The organism is Pseudomonas sp. NFACC51, assembly GCF_900103575.1.
In the GTDB taxonomy this organism is placed as follows: Bacteria; Pseudomonadota; Gammaproteobacteria; order Pseudomonadales; family Pseudomonadaceae; genus Aquipseudomonas; species Aquipseudomonas fluorescens_Q.
The window spans coordinates 155,276-176,092 of record NZ_FMXH01000001.1 but is presented as its reverse complement, the minus strand read 5'-3'; the positions used below and the strand labels follow the sequence as shown (position 1 = coordinate 176,092).

The window sequence follows — 20,817 nt, the reverse complement described above, 5'->3', positions numbered from 1 at the left end:
ACAACAAAAACAATCACTGTGAGGGATACCGCTATGTCCGAGCATGTTCAGCCCCTGGAAGCCACGCGCAGCGTCGGCACCAGCCAGGAAACCCAGAAAGTCATCTTCGCCTCGTCCCTGGGGACGGTGTTCGAGTGGTACGACTTTTTCCTCTACGGCGCCCTGGCGGCGGTGATCAGCAAGCAGTTCTTCGCCGGGGTCAACGACACCACAGCATTCATCTTCGCCCTGATGGCCTTCGCCGCCGGTTTCATCGTGCGGCCGTTCGGGGCATTGGTGTTCGGTCGGTTGGGGGACATGATCGGGCGCAAGTACACATTCCTGGCGACCATCATCCTCATGGGCGTGGCGACGTTCTGCGTCGGCCTGCTGCCCAACTACGCCAGCATCGGCATTGCCGCGCCGATCATCCTGGTGGTGCTGCGCATGCTCCAGGGCCTGGCCCTGGGCGGTGAGTACGGCGGCGCGGCGACCTACGTTGCCGAGCACGCGCCAATGGGCAAGCGCGGTTTTCATACCAGCTGGATTCAGTCCACGGCCACCCTCGGGCTGTTGCTGTCGCTGCTGGTAGTACTGGGCTGCCGCTACTTCACCGGTGATCAGTTCGAAGTCTGGGGCTGGCGCATTCCGTTCCTGTTGTCGATCCTGCTGCTGGGTATCTCCACCTGGATTCGCCTGAGCCTGCATGAGTCGCCGGCCTTCCTGAAAATGAAAGAAGAAGGCAAGAGCTGCAAGGCGCCGATTCGCGAATCCTTCGGCAAGTGGGAAAACCTGAAAGTGGTGCTGATCGCCCTGTTCAGCATCAACGCCGGGCAAGCGGTGACCTTCTATGCCGCACAGTTCTACGTGCTGTTTTTCCTCACCCAGTTCCTGAAGATGGACCCGGCCCTGGCCAACAGCCTGCTGATTGTCAGCGTGGTGATCGGCGCACCGTTCTTCATCTTCTTTGGCTGGCTGTCGGACAAGGTCGGGCGCAAACCGGTGCTGATGATCGGCCTGCTGCTGGCGACGGCGCTGTACTTCCCGATCTTCAAGACTCTGGCCCATTACGCCAACCCGGCCATCGACCAGGCAAGCCGCCAGGCACCGATCACCGTGATCGCCGACCCGGCCACCTGCACCTTCCAGTTCGACCCGGTGGGCAAGGCGCGTTTCGACAGCCCGTGCGACAAAGTCAAGACCTTCCTGGTCAAGCAAGGCCTGCCCTACAGCAGCGTCGCCGCCCCAGCCGGCAGCACGGTGCAGGTCAGCGTCGGTGACGTGAAACTCGAAGGTTACGACGAAGCCGCCCTGCGCGGCGCGGTGACCCTGGCAGGCTATCCGCAACAGGCCGACGCCCAGCAGATCAACCGGCCGATGATCGTCGCCTTGATCGTGGCGCTGATCATCATCTCGGCGATGTGCTACGGACCGCTGGCAGCGTTGATGGTCGAACTGTTCCCGACCCGCATTCGCTACACCTCCATGTCCCTGCCCTATCACATCGGCAACGGCTGGTTCGGCGGTTTCCTGCCCACCGTATCGTTCGCCCTGGTGGTCTACACTGGGGATATTTTCTATGGGCTGTGGTACCCGGTGGTGATCACCGGGGTGAGCCTGGTGGTGGGCATGATCTGCCTGCGGGAAACCCGGAGCGTGGACCTGGACAAGAACTGAGGAGAAACCGTGGCGAGGGCGCTTGCGCCCTCGCCACCGGATCAGAAGCGCGCTTTCATGGACAGGGTGAAGTTGCGCGGCTCGCCATAATAGTTACCAAAGCCCTCGGTCCCGATGGTGGCGTAGTAGCGCTTGTCGAACAGGTTGTTGCCATTGAGTGCCAACGACCAGGTGTCATCGATGCGGTAGCCGAGGCGACCGTTCCACACCGCATAGCCGGCCTGGGTGATCTTCTCGCCCGTCGCTGGCGACACTCGGAAGTTGTCGCTTTGTGCGTTGACGCCTGCGCCGACGCTGAACCGTTCCAATGCCCCGCCGAGGGCATAATCGCCCCACAGCCGCAGCACATGGCGCGGCACATAGCTGTTGAACGAACCACCGTTGAGGCTGGTGTCAATGTCTTCGAGGGTCTTGGTCTGGGTGTAGGTGTAGCCGGCCAGCAGTTGCAGGCGCTCGATGACTTCACCGCTGATCTCGGCTTCGAAACCTTGGGCGCGGACCTTGCCGGCGTTCTCATAGCAGAAACCGTCCGAGGACGAACAGCTTGAGATGTAGTCGGTCTGGGCCTGGTCCTTCTGCAGCGTGCGGAACAGGTTGAAGGCGCTGTTCAGGCGCCCCTCGAACCATTCGCCCTTGATCCCCAGTTCGTAGCTTTCACCCACCAGGGGCTTGAGTGCCGAACCGCTTTCGGAGCGGTAGTTGCCTTGGGGCGTGAAAATGTCCGAGTAACTGGCGTAGGCCGTCAGGTGTTCGTTGAGGTCCAGCAACACGGCGGCAAACGGAGTGACCTGGCCCGTCTCCGTGCTCTTGGCGTGTTCCGAACCGCCGGTGAGGAACACCGAGTCGGTCTTGGAGCTGTACCAGCTTACCCGGCTGCCCACCACGAACGTCAAGGGATCCGCCAGCTTCAGGCGCAGGGTCGAATACATCCCTTGCTGCTCGGTAACGGTCTTGACCGGACCACCGCGCGTCGAGTTTTCGATGAAGTAACTGTCGTCCGGTTCGGGAATATGACGATCCGGATCGAACACATTCTGTTTCTCTGGCAGCAATGCCACCGAGAAAAAGTCATCTTTGTCCGAGCGACTGGCGTTGAAGCCGATGACCCATTCGTGCTGCTGCCCAAAGGCATCGAACTTGCCGTCCAGATACGCATCGAGGCCGTAATCGACCTGGTCGTAATCGTACATGCTGCCCAGCATGTTGGTGGTCGAGATGCCTGGCGTCACCGAGCCCGATGCAAACGCGTATTTGATGTCCTGGGTGTTTTTCGTATAGACACCGGCCACCTTCACGGCCCAGTCGTCGTTAAGCTGATGCTTGAGATCGCCGAATACCGTGGTCCGCTGGCTACGCCAGGTATTCCACGACGGATCCAGGCAAGTGGAGCGGCTGAGCTTCAGATCGCTGCCATCCCTGTAGCGAGGCAGCCCGCCCCAGCAGGGGCTTGCATCGACGTCTTCATAGGCAACGCCCAGGCCGAGCGTCGTATCGGGGCTCAGGTCGAAGTCGAGCGCGCCGTAATAGATCTGGTCCTTGCGACGGGCATCGTCATAAAAATAATGCCGGCTCTGCTCGGCGATCACCGCCCTGCCCCGCACAGTACCGGAATCATTCAGTGGGCCACCGGTGTCGACCTGCCCACGGTAGTTGTCCCAAGTACCGCCCGAGAGGCTGAGTTCGGTCTGGGCCGTGGCCAGGCCGCGTTTGCGGACGAAATTGACGCCGCCGGAGGTGCCGCCCGAGCCCTTCATCATCCCGGCCGCACCGCGCAGGACTTCGACACGGTCGTAATACGCCATGTCACTGCTGAAACTATCGGCCTGGACATAGCTGTTGCCCATGTCCAGCGGAACGCCGTCATATTGATACTGGCCGGACATCCGGAACCCACGGGAATAGAAATATTTTCCGCCCATGGTCGAGTCGTAGACGGTAATGCCGGGCGTCTTTTCCATCACTTGATCGATGGTGTTCAGGTTTTGGTCATCGAGCATCTTGCGGGTGATCACCGTCACCGATTGTGGCGTTTCGCGCAGCGAGTGCTCGCCTTTGCCAATGGTGACCGCCCCTGTCGTGTAGGAGCCACTGTTCTCGGTGGTCGCGCCGAGCCTCTGTCCGTCGATGGTGGTGACGCCCAGTTCCATGGCCGAACCATTGCCGGGCACGGGGCGCAGCACATACGTACCGTTGGCCTGGAAGTCGGCTTGCAGGCCGCTGCCACCCAGAATGCGCGCAAATCCGTCAACCACGCCAAACGAACCGCTCAGGCCAGGCGATCGCAGGCCCTGGAGTTGCCGGGCATCGAACGAAATGGCGACCCCGGCAGCGCTGGAAAAACGGGTCAGGACATCCACCAGGCTGCCGGCTCCGATATCGTAGACCTGCACCCAACGCTGCTGCGCCGAAGCCTCTGGAACCGGGCTGGCATTCACGGCCCCGGCGCTGCCCGTAGCGGCTGCCAGCAGGCCGATTTTTACTGCAAACACCAGACGACCTGGCGCGCTCACCCAAGACATGCTTCCCCTCCCCAAAACGGTCGTTAAAAACTCACTGAGGAAGAGCCGAACGATGCGGATGAAAAGTGCAGAACATTTTTTTTATCGCGCCGTAGCGTCAGCGTCGGTCGCCACTCGATACCTGGACCCAGAAACGGCTGTATCGGGTCACTCGCAACGAAAAACCACTCTCCAGTGCCGCCAGGGCGAGGTCCGTGTCATCGACGGGAAACACACCCGACACCTTCAAGTCGCCAATGGCCGGATCACAACGCAGCACACCGTTGCGGTAACGCGAAAGCTCCTCCAGCAGCGCCGCCAGGGGACGGTCAATGGCAATGATGCTTCCCTTCTGCCAGGCACCCACCGACACATCGTTACCACGCAGCGTACCCAGCGACCGATCATTGAAGTCCAGGCGTTGGCCGGCTTCGACCCGCCGCCTTGATCCGATCGCCGGCAGACTGACCTCGACCGCTTTCTCCAACACCGCCACCTCGCCGCCCCGCGCCTGGCCACGGACGATAAAACGCGTCCCCAACGCCAGTACTTCGACAGGCCCCGTGGCCACCTTGAAAGGACGCCGCAAGGGATCAACCGCCGTCGTCACGAGAATCTCCCCCCGCAACAGCTCCAGTCGCCGCTGGTTTGCATCGAAACGAACATTGACCGATGTGTCGGTGTTGAGCAGTAGCGTGCTGCCGTCCGCCAGTTGAAACTCACGGCGCTCGCCCACCGTGGTGCGGTAATCGCAAAACAGATTCTGAGTCGCCTGGCTGCGCCAGCCCAACCACCCCAGGCCACTGGCGGACGTCAGCAGTAACACGCTGCGCAATACCTGGCGACGGGATCGGTTGTGGTTATCACTCAAGGTCGGCGCCGCCAGTGCACCCGGCACACTCGCCATCTGTTCGGCCACCGCCGTCATTCTTTGCCAGGCCTGGCCATGCAACGGATCGGCGCTCAGCCAGGCATTCCACCCGGCCCGATCCGCGTCGGTCGTGATGCCCGAATGCAGCTTGGCGTACCACTGCGCGGCGGCACGAATGGCCCTCAACTCTTCGGGCGGCAGGTTCATGACAGCTGCAATTGAATTTGCATCAGGCAGCAATGTTCCATGGCCTTGGCCATGTGGTTATTGACCGTGCGGACACTGACGCCCAAGCGCTCGGCAATTTGCGGATACGTCAGGCCATCGAACTGCGACAGGATGAACGCCTGCCTGATACGCGGCCCCAACCCCAGCAGCAAGCGGTCGATTTCCATCAAGGCCTGGAGCAGGATGGCTTGGTCTTCCAGCGATGGGTGCTGCTCTTGCGGCATGGCGGCCAATGCTTCGAGATAGGACTGTTCCAGTGAACGGCGGCGGAACAGATCGATCAACAGCCCTTTGGCGATCATCGACAGGTACGGTCGCGGTTCACGAATGTCCAACGCGGAGCGAGCCTTGAGGACGCGCACGAAGGTGTCCTGGGTGAGGTCCGCTGCATCGAAGGCGTTGCCCAGGCGCTTGCGCAACCAGCCCTGGAGCCAACTGTGATGATCGCTGTACAGAACGTCGACGGCACTGCGTAAGGACAGATCGTTGGCGGACATGGCAATGGAATAATTCGCGACTGATAATGACTCGCATTGTCATGGGAGCCATCGCCGCTTGCAACCCAAACATGAGTGCGACGGGTCGATCACAACCCGTCGTTCTGGGATCGATCAGTGCAGAGAGTGGCTTTTCACCGTACTTTCCACCAGATCCAGCATCTGTCCCAACGCCCAAGGCTTGGCGATGAAGGACGCGTGGTGCTTGATCCCGGCGCTTTCCGGCGTCTCGAAACCGGACATGATCAGCAGCGGTATCTGCGGCCAGCGGTCTCCGGTCAGGTTGGCCAGGTCCGCGCCATCGATCTTGCCGGGCATGGTGATATCGGTGAGCAGCAGATCGACGTAATCCGCGCTCTCCTCCAGAAATGTCAGCGCTGCGTCGGCGCTTTCCCGAGGCTCCACGACAAACCCTTCCTCCTCGAGGATTTCACAGAGGAACTCCAGGATGGTGGGATCATCTTCCACAACGAGAATCAAACGTGTAGTCGCCTGGCCGTTGCCATTTGGCATCGAATTCATGAAAGTGACACTCCTTGACCTCATAAACCTTCTTTGCGGTAGCAACCGCCTTGAAGTTATGAGCCATCCCCCTGCGAGAAATTCATTCTGCGTGCCAACAGGCCGCCGAATGTCATGCCAGACACCCCTTGGCAACGCAGCGCAACGCTTTTTATCTGTATATCCATACAGATAAAACTTGCCCTTGCGCGCATCCATGACCATGCTACAGCCCCATGAAATCTGCTCAGGAAAAGGGCGCTATGCAGCTGTACCTGTGTGAAAAACCGTCCCAGGCCAAGGACATCGCCGCCGTGCTCGGTGCCACGCGCCGTGGCGACGGTTGCTGGCTGGGCCCTGGCATCACGGTCACCTGGTGCATCGGCCACCTGCTGGAAACCGCCCCGCCCGACGCCTACGATGCGCGCTACAAGCGCTGGGTACTGACCGACCTGCCCATTGTGCCGGCGCAATGGAAAATGACCGTCAAGCCGAAAACCGCCAGCCAGTACAAGGCGGTCAAGCGCCTGCTGGGGGAAGCGAAGGAATTGGTGATCGCCACCGACGCCGACCGCGAAGGCGAAATGATCGCCCGGGAGCTGGTGGAACATTGCCGTTATCGCGGACCGATCCGGCGGTTATGGCTGTCGGCCCTGGACGAAGCGTCGATCCGCAAGGCCCTGGCCGCCCTCAAGCCGGGAGTCGAAACCTTCAACCTGTATCACTCGGCGCTGGGCCGTTCCCGGGCCGACTGGCTGATAGGCATGAACATGAGTCGCCTGTTCACCCTGCTGGGGCGTCAGTCCGGCTACCAGGGCGTGCTGCCGGTGGGCCGCGTGCAAACACCGACGCTACGCCTGGTGGTGGATCGCGACCGCAGCATCGCCGACTTCGTACCGGTCGCCTATTGGGCCATCGACGTGCAGCTCAGTCACGAAGGCATGGCCTTCACCGCCCAGTGGCGCGCCGACCCGGATGCCTGCGACGATCAGGAACGCTGCCTGAACCAGGCCCTGGCCCGAGACGCGGCCCAGGCCATGCGCAACGCCGCCACTGCCCGGACACTGAAGGTGCGTACCGAGCGCCTGCGCGAAGCGGCGCCGTTGCCCTTCGACCTGGGCACCCTGCAAGAAGTCTGCTCGAAGAAGCTCGGCCTCGGCGCCCAGGAAACCCTGGACATTGCCCAGTCGCTCTACGAGACCTACAAGCTCATCACCTACCCTCGCAGCGATTGCGGTTTCCTGCCCTTGAGCCAGCACAGCGAAGCACCGGCCATCCTGGCCGCCCTCGCCCAGGTCGACCCCAGCCTCGCGCCGCTGCGCGAGCACCTGCAGCCGCAGCGTAAATCCCGAGCCTGGAACGACGCCAAGGTCAGTGCCCACCACGGCATTATTCCCACCGCCGCCGCCAAGAACCTCGACAAACTCGCCGGCAAGCAGCGTGCGGTCTATACGCTGATTCGCGCACGCTACCTAGCGCAGTTCCTGCCCAACCACGAATACGACCGGACCCAGGCCGACTTCGACTGTGCCGGCCAGGCGCTGCGCGCCGTGGGCAAGCAGATCGTCGAACCCGGCTGGAAACGCGCCCTGCCCGAAGCACTGGCGCCGGCAAAGGGCCGTGAAGCGCCGGCACCGCAAACCTTGCCGGCACTGGCCGAAGGTCGCGATTGCACGGTGGACGAGGTGAAACCCAAGGACCTGTGGACCCAGCCGCCCAAGCCCTTCACTGAAGGCGACCTGATCAAGGCGATGAAGAACGTCGCCAAACTGGTGGAGGACCCGCTGCTCAAGCAGAAGCTCAAGGACACCACCGGCATCGGCACCGAAGCGACCCGAGCCTCGATCATCCAGGGGCTGCTCGACCGCGGTTACCTGGTGAAGAACGGCAAGGCCCTGTCGGCCACCCCGACGGCCTTCAGCCTGATCGACGCCGTGCCCCGGGCCATCGCCGACCCGGGCACCACGGCCATCTGGGAGCAGGCCCTGGACATGGTGCAAAGCGGCGAAATGAGCCTGGAAGAATTCGTGACCCGTCAAGCCGCCTGGATGAGCAAGCACGTCGCCCGCTGCCAGGGCATGAGCCTGACCATCAGCGGCCCGGCCAGCCCCGCCGGGCGTGGCGCAACCCCGTGGAAGAACAAGCGCAAGCCGGCCAAGCGCAAGGCAGCCGGTGCACCGCGCAAGGCGAGCAAGGCCAAGGCCACCTGAGCCTATGATGCCAAACACAGACCCTGTGGCGAGGGAGCTTGCTCCCGCTGGGGCGCGAAGCGGCCCTAAACCTGGCGGCACGGTGGATCAGGGTAATCGAGGGGATTTGACAGAGGGCCGCTACGCAGCCCAGCGGGAGCAAGCTCCCTCGCCACAGGGCTCGGCTCAAGCCCAATTGCTCATACCCAAACCATTTTGTCCGACAATATGTAGTGACCAAAAATAATCACTACAAAACCGTTGACGCCTCCGATTTGCCCTTGCATGATGCAGACGTCTCCCCGATCGGGAGTACAGGCAACTGTTTGAGCAAGCTCGTCTGACCGCCGAGCTGTTTTTTGGATAAGGGACTGCCCACAAGGCAGATTGAAGGTGCTGACCTGGCCTGACCGTCCGGTAACAAGGACGAGAAACGTCGGTGAAGATCCTCATGACGCACGTGGTTCAACCCTCGAAAGTTGACACTGACTGAAGATTCTTCGCTGTTTCTCTTCGTTGTAGCGCATTTGCGTAGCAGCCCTTCGATAACACTACACAACCGATGCACGACCCCGTCGAAGTTCGACGGAAGCATGCTGACGGCCTGGTTTCGGTAGCAGGCAGGTACTTACCGAGTAGCGAAGTTTTTGCGAACCACCAGACAGATCAACCAAATGGTCAAGGGGCTTACACATGAATCTGAATAATCAACCATCTATTGATGAACTGGCTCGCATATTCGCAGCACACAAAGACACGCTCGACAGCCATATCCTGTGGATCAGCAAGACTGGCCAGGTGCATATGGACTGCCTGTCGCCCTACACCCGCGAAGACGAGTTCGAAAAGAACACGCATGAGCTGGGTGCCCGGCTGAAGATGTACCGCCGTGGCCAGGGCTATGTTGGCAAGAAGGCTGCGGCCGACAAAGACTTCATCGGTCGCGTGTTGCAAACGCTGACCCAGGCCTGGCAGTCGATGCAGAACACTTCCGAGGTCCGGGTCATCGACCGCCTCTGCTGATATCCCCTGACAAGAAGGCCCGCTCCTGAATCAGGAGCGGGCCTTTTTTGTGCGGCAGGAAACTAGAACACCGACCAGCCAATCCGCTGACTCATCAATTCCAGCGCCGCCATGCCGGCCAGGGAGTTGCCGGCGGCGTTGAGTTCAGGCGACCAGACGCATACGGTGAACCGCCCCGGCACCACGGCGACAATCCCGCCACCGACCCCGCTCTTGCCCGGCAGGCCGACGCGATAGGCGAAATTGCCGGCCTCATCGTACAAGCCGCTGGTGGCCATGATGGAGTTGACCTGCTGGGTCTGCCGGGCGCTGAGGATCTGCTCGCCGCTGTGCTTGCAGAACCCGTCGTTGGCCAGGAAGCAGAACGCCCGCGCCAGGTCGACACAACTCATCCGCAGGGCGCAGTGGCTGAAATAACTGCGCAGCACCGCTTCCACGTCGTTATGGAAGTTGCCGAACGATTGCATCAGGTACGCCATCGCTGCGTTGCGAGCGCGGTGCTGGTATTCCGACTCGGCCACCTTGCCGTCCACCATCACTTGCGGGTTGCCTGATAAACGCCGCACGAAATCGCGCATCGACAACGCCGGGGCGGCGAAACGCGACTGGTTGATATCGCAGATCACCAACGCGCCGGCGTTGATGAACGGGTTGCGTGGTCGACCACGTTCGAATTCCAGCTGCACCAGGGAATTGAACGGTTGGCCGGACGGCTCATGGCCCAGGCGCTCCCAGATCGCTTCGCCGGAATGCCCGATGGCCTGCACCAGGCTGAACACCTTGGAAATACTCTGCACCGAAAACGCTGTTTCGGCGTCGCCGGCGCAGTACAACTCGCCGTCGTTGCCATACACGGCAATACCCAACTGGTTAGGCGCCACAGTGCCCAGGGCCGGAATGTAATCGGCCACCTTGCCCTGACCGATCAGGGGGCGAACCGCATCGAGGATCTCGTTCAACAGTGCTTGCATATGCGCGGGGTCCAGTCATTCCCCGTTCGAGTGCGGGGATACAGACGCTAGACGCTGGTGGGCGGCGTCAGAGCACACTGAATTGCCCGCAAAATCCCGTGGCGAGGGAGCTTGCTCCCGCTGGGGCACGAAGCGACCCCTGACCCAGCCACTGCATTCCCTTGATGGGGCTGTTTCACAGCCCAGCGGGAGCAAGCTCCCTCGCCACAAGATGCTGGGTTTTCACCAACGCTTATCGCGAAATCAAGCGGTCTATAGTTGAGGGGATCAACCGATAGGAGGAACGCCATGCGTCAGATCGTGCAAAAAGAACCCTGGTGGGCCTCGCCGCCCAGGCCCGGGCAGGATGAAAGCGAGCTGGAATGGGGCTGGCTGGTGATCTACAGCGAAGGCGAGCCGCGCTTCGAATTCGTAAAAGAGCGTCCCACGGACGAACAGATCCGCCAGCGCAAGGGGTGTCGCGTCACCCTTGGGTCAGAATGAGCCAGCCCGTCACGGCTTGATGTCCGGCAATGCCACCGCTCGATTGGCCAAGTCCGCCTCCACCAGGTTGCCTTCTATTTCCTCGTCCAGGTAGTACACCGGCGCCATCACCCCGCTGAGGGGATGCTTGAGCGACTTGAACCACGCCTCATCGAACGCAGCACTCAGGCTTTTGCGGATCTGCGCCTCCATTTCCGGCCGCTCGCCCTCGTGGATGATCGCACGAATGCCCGCCACGCCCACCGAGATCAACGCCCCGGCCGCCTTCCCGGCAACGGCCGCCGCTGCACCGGTTGCCCCTCGCGTGGCGAACTGGGCCTCGATTTTTTCGCTGGTACGCTGCGCCACCGTGGCGATCACCGCCTCAGAGGGTCCGGCACCCGTGGCAGCGGCCTTGTTGACGTGATCGATCAGCGCCGCATAGGCCGGCAGGGTGTTCAACGGTTCGGTGTGAACCATCTCGTACAACGAAGCATCACGCGCCGCGGGCGGACCTAGGCGGATGGCCGGGATGCCGTGCAAGCGCCGGTTCATCAGTTCGTTCGGGATGCGATGCCGCAGGGCGATGACCTGGACCTGCTGATTGAGCTGGCGCAGGTAGTAGCCTATGGCGTTGGCCCTGATCGCCTCGGGATCGATTTCCACTGCCACCGGTTCCAGCACCTGCTCGCGATATTGTTCCTGCAGGTAAACCGCCAGGCGCCTGGCCGAAGAATCCGTCTCGCCCTCGGCGCTGGCGGCGTACCAACTGACCTTCACCGCCAGCCACTCCTGGGTCCAATAGCTGCTGAACCAGGGAATGAATTCAACCTCGGTGCGCTTATAGACCAACGTGCGCCAATGCTCCATCGACCCACGGGCGTAAAGTGCCGCCTGTTCTACGGCGCTTTTCGATGCTGCGATGATCTGCTGGTCCACCTGTCGCCAAGTGGCCTGGTCAATCGTCACCGTGGCAGCCTGTTGACCGCGCTGTGACGTGGCGCACCCCGCCAGAACGAGCACAACGGCCAACATCAGCGAACGCAGCACGATCGCGCCACCCCGGATTCATGTCATTCACCACGGGATTGAGTATAGGTGCAGAGCAGCAAAACCTGCGGGCCAAGGCAGGCTTATCCGGCGTTTGCGGTTACCCTGGCCTGGTATCTCGGTCTTAGCAGGTTTATTGAATGGCAACGCTCCTCGAACGTCTTCGCCACTGGGCCACGGCCCTGAAGCGCCAGACCATCACGCTGTGGTTCTGCTATCGCCATCAGCAGACGCCATGGCTGCCCAAATGGATCGCAATCATCGTGGTGGCCTACGCCCTGAGTCCTATCGACCTGATTCCGGATTTCATCCCGGTGCTGGGTTATCTGGATGACGTGATCCTGTTACCGATGGGCATCTGGCTGGCCATTCGATTGATGCCGCCGGCCATACTGGCCGAGTGTGAAGCCAAGGCCCGACAGTGGCAGGAGAACGACGGTCAACGCCCGGTGAACAAGATGGCAGCGGCACTGATCGTGCTGGCATGGGTGGCAGCGCTGGCGGCCACGGCGTGGTGGTTTTCAGGGGCCCGGGTCAAAAACGGGTGAACTGCTCGAACTGCCACTCGAACGCAGCCCGGTTGCGGAGAGCTTCGTAGAGGGTGCCGGTTGGTCGCCAGTCGGTGCACTTGCCCACCAGGGTGCCGAGGTAAGGCCTGGCCACTTCCAGTACACGCTCATGGTCCATCTGCTCCGGCTCGACGATACCGCGATCCGGATGCTCCACCGCCCACACGATTCCCGCCAGCACGCCCGCAGCCACCTGCAGGCTGGTGGCATTGTTGAAGGGCAACAGCGCGCGTGCCTCATCGATGCTCAACACCGAGCCGAACCAGTAGGCATTCAGTTCGTGCCCCATCAGCAGGACACCCAGCGCATCGACGCCGCCGCCGTCGATTTCACCGTTGAGGATGCGTTGCCGGGGCTGGCCCTGCCAGCCGTGCCCGATCAGCTCGTGCATCGATAACAAGGCATCGTTGCACGGATGGTAGGCGTAATACAGGGTCGGCCTGTAGATCAACTGGCGTTGATCTTTCACGGTCAGCAGGTCGGCGGTCGAGGCCGTTTCGTGATGGGTGATCATCAGGCCCAGGCAGGGCCCGCCCAACGGTGTCCAGGTCTTGACCCGTACGCTCGCGCTCGGCCGTTCCAGGTAAATGGCGTTGCGACTCCCGAAGCGATGGCGCCTGGCAGACGACGGCCAACTGCGCTCGTGGGTGCCCCAGGCCAACTCCGCCGGTTGGCAGCCCTCACTGATGAATCCTTCCACCGACCATGTGTTCACAAACTCATCGTCCTGCTTTATTTGCTTGGAGCACTGAGTATCACGCTCGGCAAAATGGATCACTCTGATGCCCGTCTCCATGCACAACCGGGCCCAATCCACACCCTTGCTATTGTGTGGCAGCGGATGATTCAGTTGCACCGCCAGCTCCACCAGCCCGGCCTTGAGCAAATGGGTGATCAGGCCGGGATTGGCGCCATGGGCCACCACCGCCGTCGGCCCCTCGCCCAGTTTTTTTCGCAAATCCAGGACCTGATGGCGCAAGGCGTAGTTGGTACGACGCGATAGGCTCAACTGCGGATCGTCGTAGCCGCCCGCCCAAGGCTCGACGCAGGTATCGAGGTACAGCGCGCCCTTCTCGAAGGCATAGGCCATCAGCGCCAGCGAACTGACCGCCACCGACAGGTTGACGATGAAGTCGCCGCGCCTGACGAAGCGATCCAGGATTTGCTCGAAGGTCGACTCAGTCAGCGCCTTGGGAACGAAACTGATGCCTCGCTCCTTGAACCAGATGTGCTTCTCGATAACAGGCGCAATGACCGTGATGTGCTGGACCGGGACATGATCCTGTCCCAATAGCAACGGCAAGGTTGCCCGGGTGATTGAACCGAACCCGATGAAGATCAGATGCCCGGTGAATGGGACCCGGTGTTCCATGAGCTGCCTCCGGGGAGAACGCAAACAATGGAGCCATGAGATACCGGCATCGAGTCTTTGGCTACTGTCAGAGTCGACAGGCGCTTGGCGCAGGCCTTGTCGATCCTGCGCCAGCCCCCGACTGGCCGGTCGTCAAGAGTCCATCGTCGCGGCCTGGTTACCGCCCTGCTCGGCGATCTTGGACAGTTTCTCGTCGGTGGCCTTTTCTTCCTTGAGCGTCGCCAGCAACAGCCCGACCACTTCATCGCCGAGGTTCAAGTGCTTGGCCATGGCAATCAGGGTGCCGTAACTGGCGATCTCGTAATGCTCGACTTTTTGCGCCGCGCCGATCAACCCGGCATCGAGTACCGCCCCTTTCTCGATTTCCTCGAGCAGTTCCTTGGACTCTTCCACCAACCCTTCCATGGCTACGCACTTCATGCGCTTGAGCTTGATGCCGGCCACTTCGATGAGGGTGTCGATGCGTTCGATCTGGCCTTGGGTTTCTTCCAAGTGATCGTTGAAGGCTTGCGCCAGCAAAGGGTTGGTCGCAGCCCTGGCCATGCGGGGCAATGCGCGGGTGATCTGCTTCTCGGCGCTGTAGATATCGGACAGTTCGTGAATGAACAGGTCGGTCACTGTTTTCCTGGCCATTTTCAATCATCCTCCGGTCAAGAAAAGGCGCCGCATTGGCGGGCCTCAAAGGGTAGATGAGGGTGGAGCCGGCATCCGCTGCTTCACCTGTCATCAACACTGACCCGAAGAAAATTTCAGATGTTCAAGAAATTTTTCGAAGCGTGGACGGAGGGTATCGAGACGGTCGAGCAGCCTTCAGCCGAGCGCCGTGTCGAGAAACATCATCACCGCAAACCCCATCATCAGGCCCAGCGTCGCCGGCGTTTCATGGCCGTTACGGTGGGTCTCGGGAATCACTTCGTGGGACACCACGAAGATCATCGCCCCTGCCGCCAGCCCGAGGCTGATGGGGTAGGCAACCGCCACACCCGATGACATGCCCAGGCCAATCACCGATCCCAACGGTTCCATCAGCCCGGACCCCACTGCAATCAGCGCAGCACGCAAGGTGCTGATGCCCGTGACCCGCAGCGCCATCGCAATGGCCAGTCCTTCGGGGATGTCCTGGATGGCGATGGCAGTGGTCAGGGGCAAGCCGACCTTGAAATCGCCGTCGGCAAAACTGACGCCGATGGCCATGCCTTCCGGCAGGTTGTGCAAGGTGATGGCGAGCACGAACAGCCACACACGATTAATGCGCTTGACCTCGGGACCGCGCCGCCCGCTCAATTCGTGTTCGTGGGGCACGAAGCGGTCGAGGCCGATCATCAGGGCTACACCCAAGCCCAGGCCAAGCACGACGACAAACGCGGCCAGCAACTGATTGCCACAAATCACCTGCGCGGCTTCGATGCCCGGCAGAATCAGAGAGAAAGAGCTGGCGGCGAGCATCATGCCGGCGGCGAAACCCAGCATGATGTCCTGGGTGCGTGACGAGATATCGCGCAGCACCACCGCCATCAATGCGCCCAAGGCCGTGGCGGCGAAACCGGACGTTCCGCCCAGGACCGCGTAGCCCAGATTGTGCCGATCAGCGCCGACCAAGGCGTTATAGCCGCTGTAGAGTAACAATGCGGTGATCACCGCAAGCCCCAGCCAGAAACTCACGCCCAACAGCAGATTGTCTTGTACAGGACCCAGCCAGGTGCGCCAGGGGGATCGGATCCGGGAAGTGGGCTGGTCCATCGAATGTCCTTAATGCTCTGTGGGCATAACCAGTCTGAGCGTTGCATGGCGGGAACGCTCAGACGCAAAGGTTCAGGCGAGGGAGTCTCCTCCCTCGCCGTTGTTTACAGTTTGTCACCTTGCATCCCTGAACCCAAGTCGGCACCTGTGGTGGGGTTGCTTTCCGGGTTGGACATCGTCCGTGCCTTCATGTCCATCAGCAGCGCTTCGTCCTTTTCACTGAGCTGGACGCTGGCCAGGCCATCGCCGCCATCCACCGCCGGCGCTGGATTTTCGACGAACTCCCAATCGTCGCCCTGATTCCATGGGCCGCGCACGGTAGGTTCGCCTTGGGACATATTGAAGTACACGTTGGTGAACTCCGGCATGCCCGGCAATTTGCCTTGGGGGAAATTGGGCTGGATCGAATGCAGGGCTTTTTCGAACGACAATTGGTGGGCGATTTCGCGGGTCATCAAAAAGCCCAGCGCTTCCTTCACACCGGGATCGTCAGTGACATTCATCAAGCGCTCATAGACGATTTTCGCCCGCGCCTCGGCCGCGATATTGGAACGCATGTCCGCTGTCGGCTCGCCGATGGTGTCCACATAGGCGGCGGTCCAGGGCACACCGGCGGAGTTGGTCAACGGCGAACCGGCGCCATACAGGAGGCTGGTGATGTGGGAATCATTGCCGGCACCGTTGATGTCCCGGTACAACTGGCCCTCCTTTTCCACGCCCTCGGCCATCTTGCCCTTGGCACCTTTGTTCAACATCACGATGATCGAACCGATGACTTCCAAGTGACTGAGCTCCTCGGTGGCGATGTCCATCAGCAAATCCTTACGGCCTGGATCGTCCTCGGACAAGGCCTGGGTGAAGTAGCGCGACGCCGCCGCCAGCTCACCCTGGGCACCACCGAACTGTTCAAGCAGCAAGTTGGCAAGCCCGGGATTAGGTTCGGCGACACGCACGGTGTATTGCAGTCTTTTATTATGTAAAAACATGATAAAACCCCTCGATCAGACATAAACCATGGAGACACTGTCAGCAATAACAGGCCCACAAGACATCAGAAAAAGTTAAGAGAATTTGATTTTATTTTTTATTCGATAAATAAGATGAACGGTAATGAAAAAACAATACCGCACATCTCATTTCGAATAAAAAGGAAAGCTTGTAAAGCCAGGCGAAACTTTATATCCGCATTCAATTATTGCCGCCCATGGGGCCCCATGCCATGGGCACGGGGCCTGTCTGTTCAGCGGGCATTACGAGTCACGACCGCCGCCACGGCTGTTTTCGCCGCCCTTCCTACCGGCTTCGGAGGCCTTTTCCCGGTCATTGGCAAAATTGCCGCCCGAAGCCTGGCCACCCTTGCGGCCCGCTTCCGAGGCGCGCTCAGGATCGTTGGCGAAATTACCGCCCGATGCCTGCCCGCCTTTGCGGCCAGCCTCCGCAGCGCGTCCAGGGTCGTTGGCAAAGTTACCGCCCGATGCCTGCCCCCCCTTGCGACCTGCTTCGGAGGCGCGTTCCGGGTTATTGGCAAAGTTGCCACCGGACGCTTGTCCACCTTTTTTCCCGGCTTCCGATGCCTTCTCACGATCGTTAGCGAAATTGCCAGGATTGTTATTTCCTGTATTAGCCATTTCATTCACCTCGTTAGTTAGTGTTTAACGAGCCTCGCTGGCTCGTATGTACTATGAGAATTGGACTTCGCCAAGGTTTGAAAGAAATTCAGCGAACGGCGACGAACGGTCAGAAGGCGAAAATTCAAATCCATTCAACTGCTGAGCATTACAACTCGCTATCAAACAAGCGATGAGTCATAAATTATCTTAAACACCTTAGCAGCTAGTTATTACATTCAATTGAAAGCAGTGCGTGTCTTTCCACGCTGTCCGCCAAAGGTCGGGCGGCGCCGGCACCCTACTGCACCGGTCTCGTCACCCTGGCCTCGCGCCGTTCCAGGAAGCCAAAACTCGCGGGCTGCCGGTGTTGTCCTGCACCACCGCACTGACCGGCTTGCGGCGTCCGGATACCCTGTCGCCGATACCCGGATTCAAGAATGCTCAGGGTGAAATCGGATCGCTTGCCGGAAACGTCTCCTCCAGCGCGTCGTCCAGCTGCTTATTGGTGACGTCCCGCTCGCCCACCTTGCCACTGCGTTCGCAATGGCAGTCTGGCGCCGGACACGGTTCACCGTTGGGGTGTTGTTCGGCGCAGGCCTGGCTGCAGTAGGCTTCGCCGTCATGATTGAAAACCCGTTGCGGATCTATCTCACACTGGCAATCGGGGCAACCGCACTTTAATTCGCTCATGCTCTTTCTCCCGGGATAGGGGTCGAGGCGCCGTCAGGAAGACCCGACCATCAGCTGGACTTCGAGATTCGCCGCCGCAACGCCGTGTTTGGCCACGTACACATCAGCAGTCCAGCCCTTGGTCAGGTTGTGATAGGACTGCGTGCCCAAGGCCGTGCCGCTGTTCCATTCAAGGATGTCGCCAATATCGATGTCGTTGGCCGAACTCAGCTCGAGCACGGTATGGCCGTCCTCTTGCGCCACATACACCCCCACCATTGCGCTCTGTCGATTGATGGCCCGTACTTCACCCGTGGTCTGCTTCATACGTTTCCTCTTCTCGGCCGCTTCAAGGAGCACTCGACACGCCATCCGGTCGCTCTTTAACACTCAGCCGTATTCAGCGCTTGGCTTCGGTGTGCGGATTGGCCGAACGCTCCAGGAACGCCTGGGTAATTTCCGGCAAGTGGTCGCGCAACCACTCGGCCATGGCGATTTCCTGGGGCAGGATCTGTTCGCACGCCCGTTGCGTTTCCACATCCCCGGCTACTTTCGCCGCCTCGATCAGCACGGTGTAGGAGGCGATTTCAAGGTTCTCGAACACATAGCCGCTCATGGCCCCCTTGACCACTTCGTCGCTCATTGTCATGCCGCCCACCGCCTGACCAAAGGCCATGAGCTTGCCGGCCAGGTCCTTGAGCGTCGACGTACTGCCGCCCAGGCGTTGGATGCATTGTTCGACCAACTTTTGTTGGCCGAGGGTTTCCTGCAAGTGCTCCTCGATCCGGGCCTTGAGCACCGGATAATGCTCCAAGCGCTCGGCCTGGGCCTTGAGCATTTTTTCCGCTTGCTGCTCCATGGCATGGGCATCGTTGAGCCAGTCCAGCAGGTTCTCTTTAGGCGTTGCCATTTCCTTCTCCTTAGCCGTGGTCGCTACTGCAACGCAGCGCGACGGTTCTGAAGTACCGCACATAAAAGTGGATAGCGCGGCGTCGGGGAAAGTTTGAAAAGACCACGGGCCAGGGCGACGAAAGGCGCTGGGACCGTTTTCCTGCGCAATTGCAGTGCTAATCTCAACGGCTCCAGGCCCACGGAGACACCCAATGCCCGACGACCTTCACCTTGCACCGTTCGATCGGTTACTGGAGCACATGGCCGGGCGTCGTTTCCTGGTGCTCACCGGCGCCGGCATCAGCACGCCTTCGGGGATTCCCGACTACCGCGACAGCGACGGCGTACGACGGGGTCGACAGCCTATGATGTACCAGGAGTTCCTCGCCCAGGCCGAAGCACGACGGCGCTACTGGGCGCGGGCGATGCTGGGCTGGCCACGGGTGAGGCAGGCCAGGCCGAACGTGGCCCATGACGCCTTGGCCCAACTGCAGGCGCAGCAGCGCATCACCGGGTTGATCACGCAGAATGTCGATACGCTGCATGACCAGGCCGGCAGCCAGGACGTCATTGAACTTCACGGCAGCCTGCACCGTGTGTTGTGCCTGGATTGTGGCCAGCGCAGCGAGCGGCAGCAGATCCAGTTGTCGATGGAAGCGCAGAATCCTTACCTGGCCGGTGTCGACGCCGTGCAGGCGCCCGACGGCGATACCCTGCTGGACCCGGCGTTCGAGGCGCGCTTTCAAGTGCCCAATTGCCCCCATTGCGGCGGCGAGCGGTTGAAGCCCGACGTGGTGTTTTTCGGCGAGAACGTCGCCCCCCTCACCGCGACCCGCGCCATGCAAGCCGTCGAGCAAGCCGACGGCCTGCTGGTGGTGGGCTCGTCGCTGATGGCGTATTCGGCGTTTCGCCTGTGCCGGGCCATCAAGGACCAGGGCAAGCCGTTGCTGGTGATCAACCGGGGCAAGACCCGGGCCGATGAGTTGCTGGACCTCAAGCTTGAAGAGCCGTGTGAGCAATTACTGCCATTGCTGGCGCAACACCCGCGCTAACCACACCACTCCCACAGGGTCAGTGTTGGCCTGTGGTCAACGAGCCCAACTCCTGATCCCTGAGCGTATCGAACAACGCCTGCGCCGCCGCCGACAGTTCATGCCCCGGTTTGGTCAGCACCCCGATGGCTCGCTCGATCACCGGATCACTCAAGGTGATGCAGCGGGCACCCAGCTCATGCATCTGCCCGACGCACAGCGCCGGCACGGCACTCACCCCCAGCCCGCTGGCGACCATCCGCCCGACGGTCGCCAACTGGTGGCTCTCGAACTCCACAGGCAGTTTCATGCCCCGGGCCTGCAAATGCTCCTCCAGCATCACCCGTACGGTGGATGGCCGTTGCAGCGTGATGAAGGGCTGTTCCAGCAGGGTTTCCCAGTGGATTTCGTCGCGCTGGGCAAGCGGTGAGTCCAGCGGCACTACCGCGACGAAGCGATCGAGATACAAAGGTGTGAACGCCAATGACGCACCCTGCATCGGCTCGAACGCCACACCCAATTCGACATGACGATCGCGGACCATTTCCAGCACCTGTTCGTTGATCACATCGTTGACCGTGACGTTGACATTCGGAAAGCGGGCGCGGAAGGTCTTGAGGATCGGTGGCAGCAGGTTGCCAGCGAACGAAGGCATTGCCGCCAACGTCACGCGACCACGCTGCAAGGTGAAGCGTTGACGCATTTCGTCTTCGGCATTGTCCCAATCGGCAACTAGCCGTCGGGCCAGTGGCAACAAGGACTCACCTTCGGGCGTCAGCGCCACGTTGCGGGTATTACGGCTGAACAAACGACCGCCGAGGCCTTCTTCCAAGGCCTTGATGGTCAGGCTAAGGGCCGACTGGGACAGGTGCAGCCGTTCGCAGGCCACGGCAAAGCTCAGGCTCTGGGCCACCGCGAGGAAGGCTCGGATCTGCTTGAGGGTCATGGGGATCGCTTCGCTCCAGGGGCAAGCCGTAAGTTTCGAGCCG

General features: G+C 60.9%; 21 protein-coding genes. 6 read left to right on the top strand and 15 right to left on the bottom strand.

Going from position 1 to position 20,817, the window contains the following annotated elements; all coding sequences use genetic code 11:
* The first annotated feature begins 33 nt into the window (after positions 1–33).
* Positions 34–1,656 carry an MFS transporter gene (locus BLT00_RS00850; RefSeq protein ID WP_092145559.1) on the top strand — a complete coding sequence of 541 codons (1,623 nt, stop codon included), beginning with the start codon at positions 34–36 and terminating at the stop codon, positions 1,654–1,656.
* A 41-nt stretch (positions 1,657–1,697) separates the two neighbouring features.
* On the opposite strand, the gene BLT00_RS00845 is transcribed toward BLT00_RS00850, so the two are convergent.
* The 4 genes from BLT00_RS00845 to BLT00_RS00830 form a co-directional block, all read right to left on the bottom strand.
* A complete protein-coding gene (locus BLT00_RS00845) occupies positions 1,698–4,175 on the bottom strand; it encodes a TonB-dependent siderophore receptor (RefSeq protein ID WP_092145557.1) in 2,478 nt (825 codons plus the stop codon).
* Between the two features lie 97 nt (positions 4,176–4,272).
* Positions 4,273–5,232 (bottom strand): FecR domain-containing protein, encoded by a 960-nt coding sequence (locus tag BLT00_RS00840; RefSeq protein WP_092145555.1) that lies wholly within the window; start codon positions 5,230–5,232, stop codon positions 4,273–4,275.
* Positions 5,229–5,750 (bottom strand): sigma-70 family RNA polymerase sigma factor, encoded by a 522-nt coding sequence (locus tag BLT00_RS00835; protein ID WP_092145553.1) that lies wholly within the window; start codon positions 5,748–5,750, stop codon positions 5,229–5,231. The genes BLT00_RS00840 and BLT00_RS00835 overlap by 4 nt, the downstream gene beginning before the upstream one ends.
* Before the next feature lie 114 nt (positions 5,751–5,864).
* Positions 5,865–6,272 carry a response regulator gene (locus BLT00_RS00830; RefSeq protein ID WP_063322031.1) on the bottom strand — a complete coding sequence of 136 codons (408 nt, stop codon included), beginning with the start codon at positions 6,270–6,272 and terminating at the stop codon, positions 5,865–5,867.
* 242 nt (positions 6,273–6,514) lie between these two features.
* On the opposite strand from BLT00_RS00830, the gene BLT00_RS00825 reads away from it, so the two are divergent.
* On the top strand, positions 6,515–8,461 hold the full coding sequence (locus BLT00_RS00825; RefSeq protein ID WP_092145551.1) for a DNA topoisomerase III: 1,947 nt from the start codon (positions 6,515–6,517) through the stop codon (positions 8,459–8,461).
* 672 nt (positions 8,462–9,133) lie between these two features.
* Entirely contained in the window at positions 9,134–9,463 is a 330-nt protein-coding gene (locus tag BLT00_RS00820) for a hypothetical protein (RefSeq protein ID WP_063322033.1), read from the top strand.
* A gap of 62 nt (positions 9,464–9,525) precedes the next feature.
* On the opposite strand, the gene glsB is transcribed toward BLT00_RS00820, so the two are convergent.
* Positions 9,526–10,434, bottom strand: a complete 909-nt coding sequence (gene glsB, locus BLT00_RS00815) for a glutaminase B (protein WP_092145549.1) — start codon at positions 10,432–10,434, stop codon at positions 9,526–9,528.
* A 288-nt stretch (positions 10,435–10,722) separates the two neighbouring features.
* Here glsB and BLT00_RS00810 point away from each other — a divergent pair, with 288 nt between their 5' ends.
* Positions 10,723–10,917, top strand: coding sequence for a hypothetical protein (locus tag BLT00_RS00810; protein ID WP_092145547.1), 195 nt, complete (start codon positions 10,723–10,725; stop codon positions 10,915–10,917).
* Positions 10,918–10,926: 9 nt separating this feature from the next.
* Here the strand turns inward: BLT00_RS00810 and BLT00_RS00805 are convergent, their stop codons facing one another.
* The gene (locus BLT00_RS00805) at positions 10,927–11,946 is read right to left on the bottom strand and encodes a hypothetical protein (RefSeq protein WP_092145545.1); all 1,020 of its coding nucleotides are present in this window, start codon (positions 11,944–11,946) and stop codon (positions 10,927–10,929) included.
* 140 nt (positions 11,947–12,086) lie between these two features.
* Between BLT00_RS00805 and BLT00_RS00800 the strand changes: the two genes are divergently transcribed.
* Positions 12,087–12,494, top strand: coding sequence for a YkvA family protein (locus tag BLT00_RS00800; protein WP_092145543.1), 408 nt, complete (start codon positions 12,087–12,089; stop codon positions 12,492–12,494).
* On the opposite strand, the gene BLT00_RS00795 is transcribed toward BLT00_RS00800, so the two are convergent.
* From BLT00_RS00795 to BLT00_RS00760, 8 genes are all read right to left on the bottom strand, one after another.
* Positions 12,481–13,887 (bottom strand): saccharopine dehydrogenase NADP-binding domain-containing protein, encoded by a 1,407-nt coding sequence (locus BLT00_RS00795; protein ID WP_092145541.1) that lies wholly within the window; start codon positions 13,885–13,887, stop codon positions 12,481–12,483. The genes BLT00_RS00800 and BLT00_RS00795 overlap by 14 nt on opposite strands.
* Positions 13,888–14,019: 132 nt before the next feature.
* Positions 14,020–14,520: a YciE/YciF ferroxidase family protein gene (locus BLT00_RS00790; protein ID WP_072407072.1), complete on the bottom strand. Its 501-nt coding sequence runs from the start codon at positions 14,518–14,520 to the stop codon at positions 14,020–14,022.
* 177 nt (positions 14,521–14,697) lie between these two features.
* Positions 14,698–15,627 carry a ZIP family metal transporter gene (locus BLT00_RS00785; RefSeq protein WP_092145539.1) on the bottom strand — a complete coding sequence of 310 codons (930 nt, stop codon included), beginning with the start codon at positions 15,625–15,627 and terminating at the stop codon, positions 14,698–14,700.
* A gap of 104 nt (positions 15,628–15,731) precedes the next feature.
* A complete protein-coding gene (locus BLT00_RS00780) occupies positions 15,732–16,613 on the bottom strand; it encodes a manganese catalase family protein (protein WP_072347677.1) in 882 nt (293 codons plus the stop codon).
* A gap of 264 nt (positions 16,614–16,877) precedes the next feature.
* Positions 16,878–17,255: a con-10 family general stress protein gene (locus BLT00_RS00775; RefSeq protein ID WP_092145537.1), complete on the bottom strand. Its 378-nt coding sequence runs from the start codon at positions 17,253–17,255 to the stop codon at positions 16,878–16,880.
* Between the two features lie 423 nt (positions 17,256–17,678).
* Positions 17,679–17,927, bottom strand: coding sequence for a metallothionein (locus tag BLT00_RS00770; protein ID WP_092145535.1), 249 nt, complete (start codon positions 17,925–17,927; stop codon positions 17,679–17,681).
* A 33-nt stretch (positions 17,928–17,960) separates the two neighbouring features.
* On the bottom strand, positions 17,961–18,233 hold the full coding sequence (locus BLT00_RS00765) for a hypothetical protein (protein WP_092145533.1): 273 nt from the start codon (positions 18,231–18,233) through the stop codon (positions 17,961–17,963).
* A gap of 73 nt (positions 18,234–18,306) precedes the next feature.
* On the bottom strand, positions 18,307–18,816 hold the full coding sequence (locus BLT00_RS00760) for a ferritin-like domain-containing protein (RefSeq protein ID WP_092145531.1): 510 nt from the start codon (positions 18,814–18,816) through the stop codon (positions 18,307–18,309).
* 193 nt (positions 18,817–19,009) lie between these two features.
* Between BLT00_RS00760 and BLT00_RS00755 the strand changes: the two genes are divergently transcribed.
* Entirely contained in the window at positions 19,010–19,849 is an 840-nt protein-coding gene (locus tag BLT00_RS00755) for an NAD-dependent protein deacetylase (RefSeq protein ID WP_092145528.1), read from the top strand.
* A 19-nt stretch (positions 19,850–19,868) separates the two neighbouring features.
* On the opposite strand, the gene BLT00_RS00750 is transcribed toward BLT00_RS00755, so the two are convergent.
* Positions 19,869–20,774, bottom strand: a complete 906-nt coding sequence (locus BLT00_RS00750; protein ID WP_092145526.1) for a LysR family transcriptional regulator — start codon at positions 20,772–20,774, stop codon at positions 19,869–19,871.
* Between the last annotated feature and the right edge of the window lie 43 nt (positions 20,775–20,817).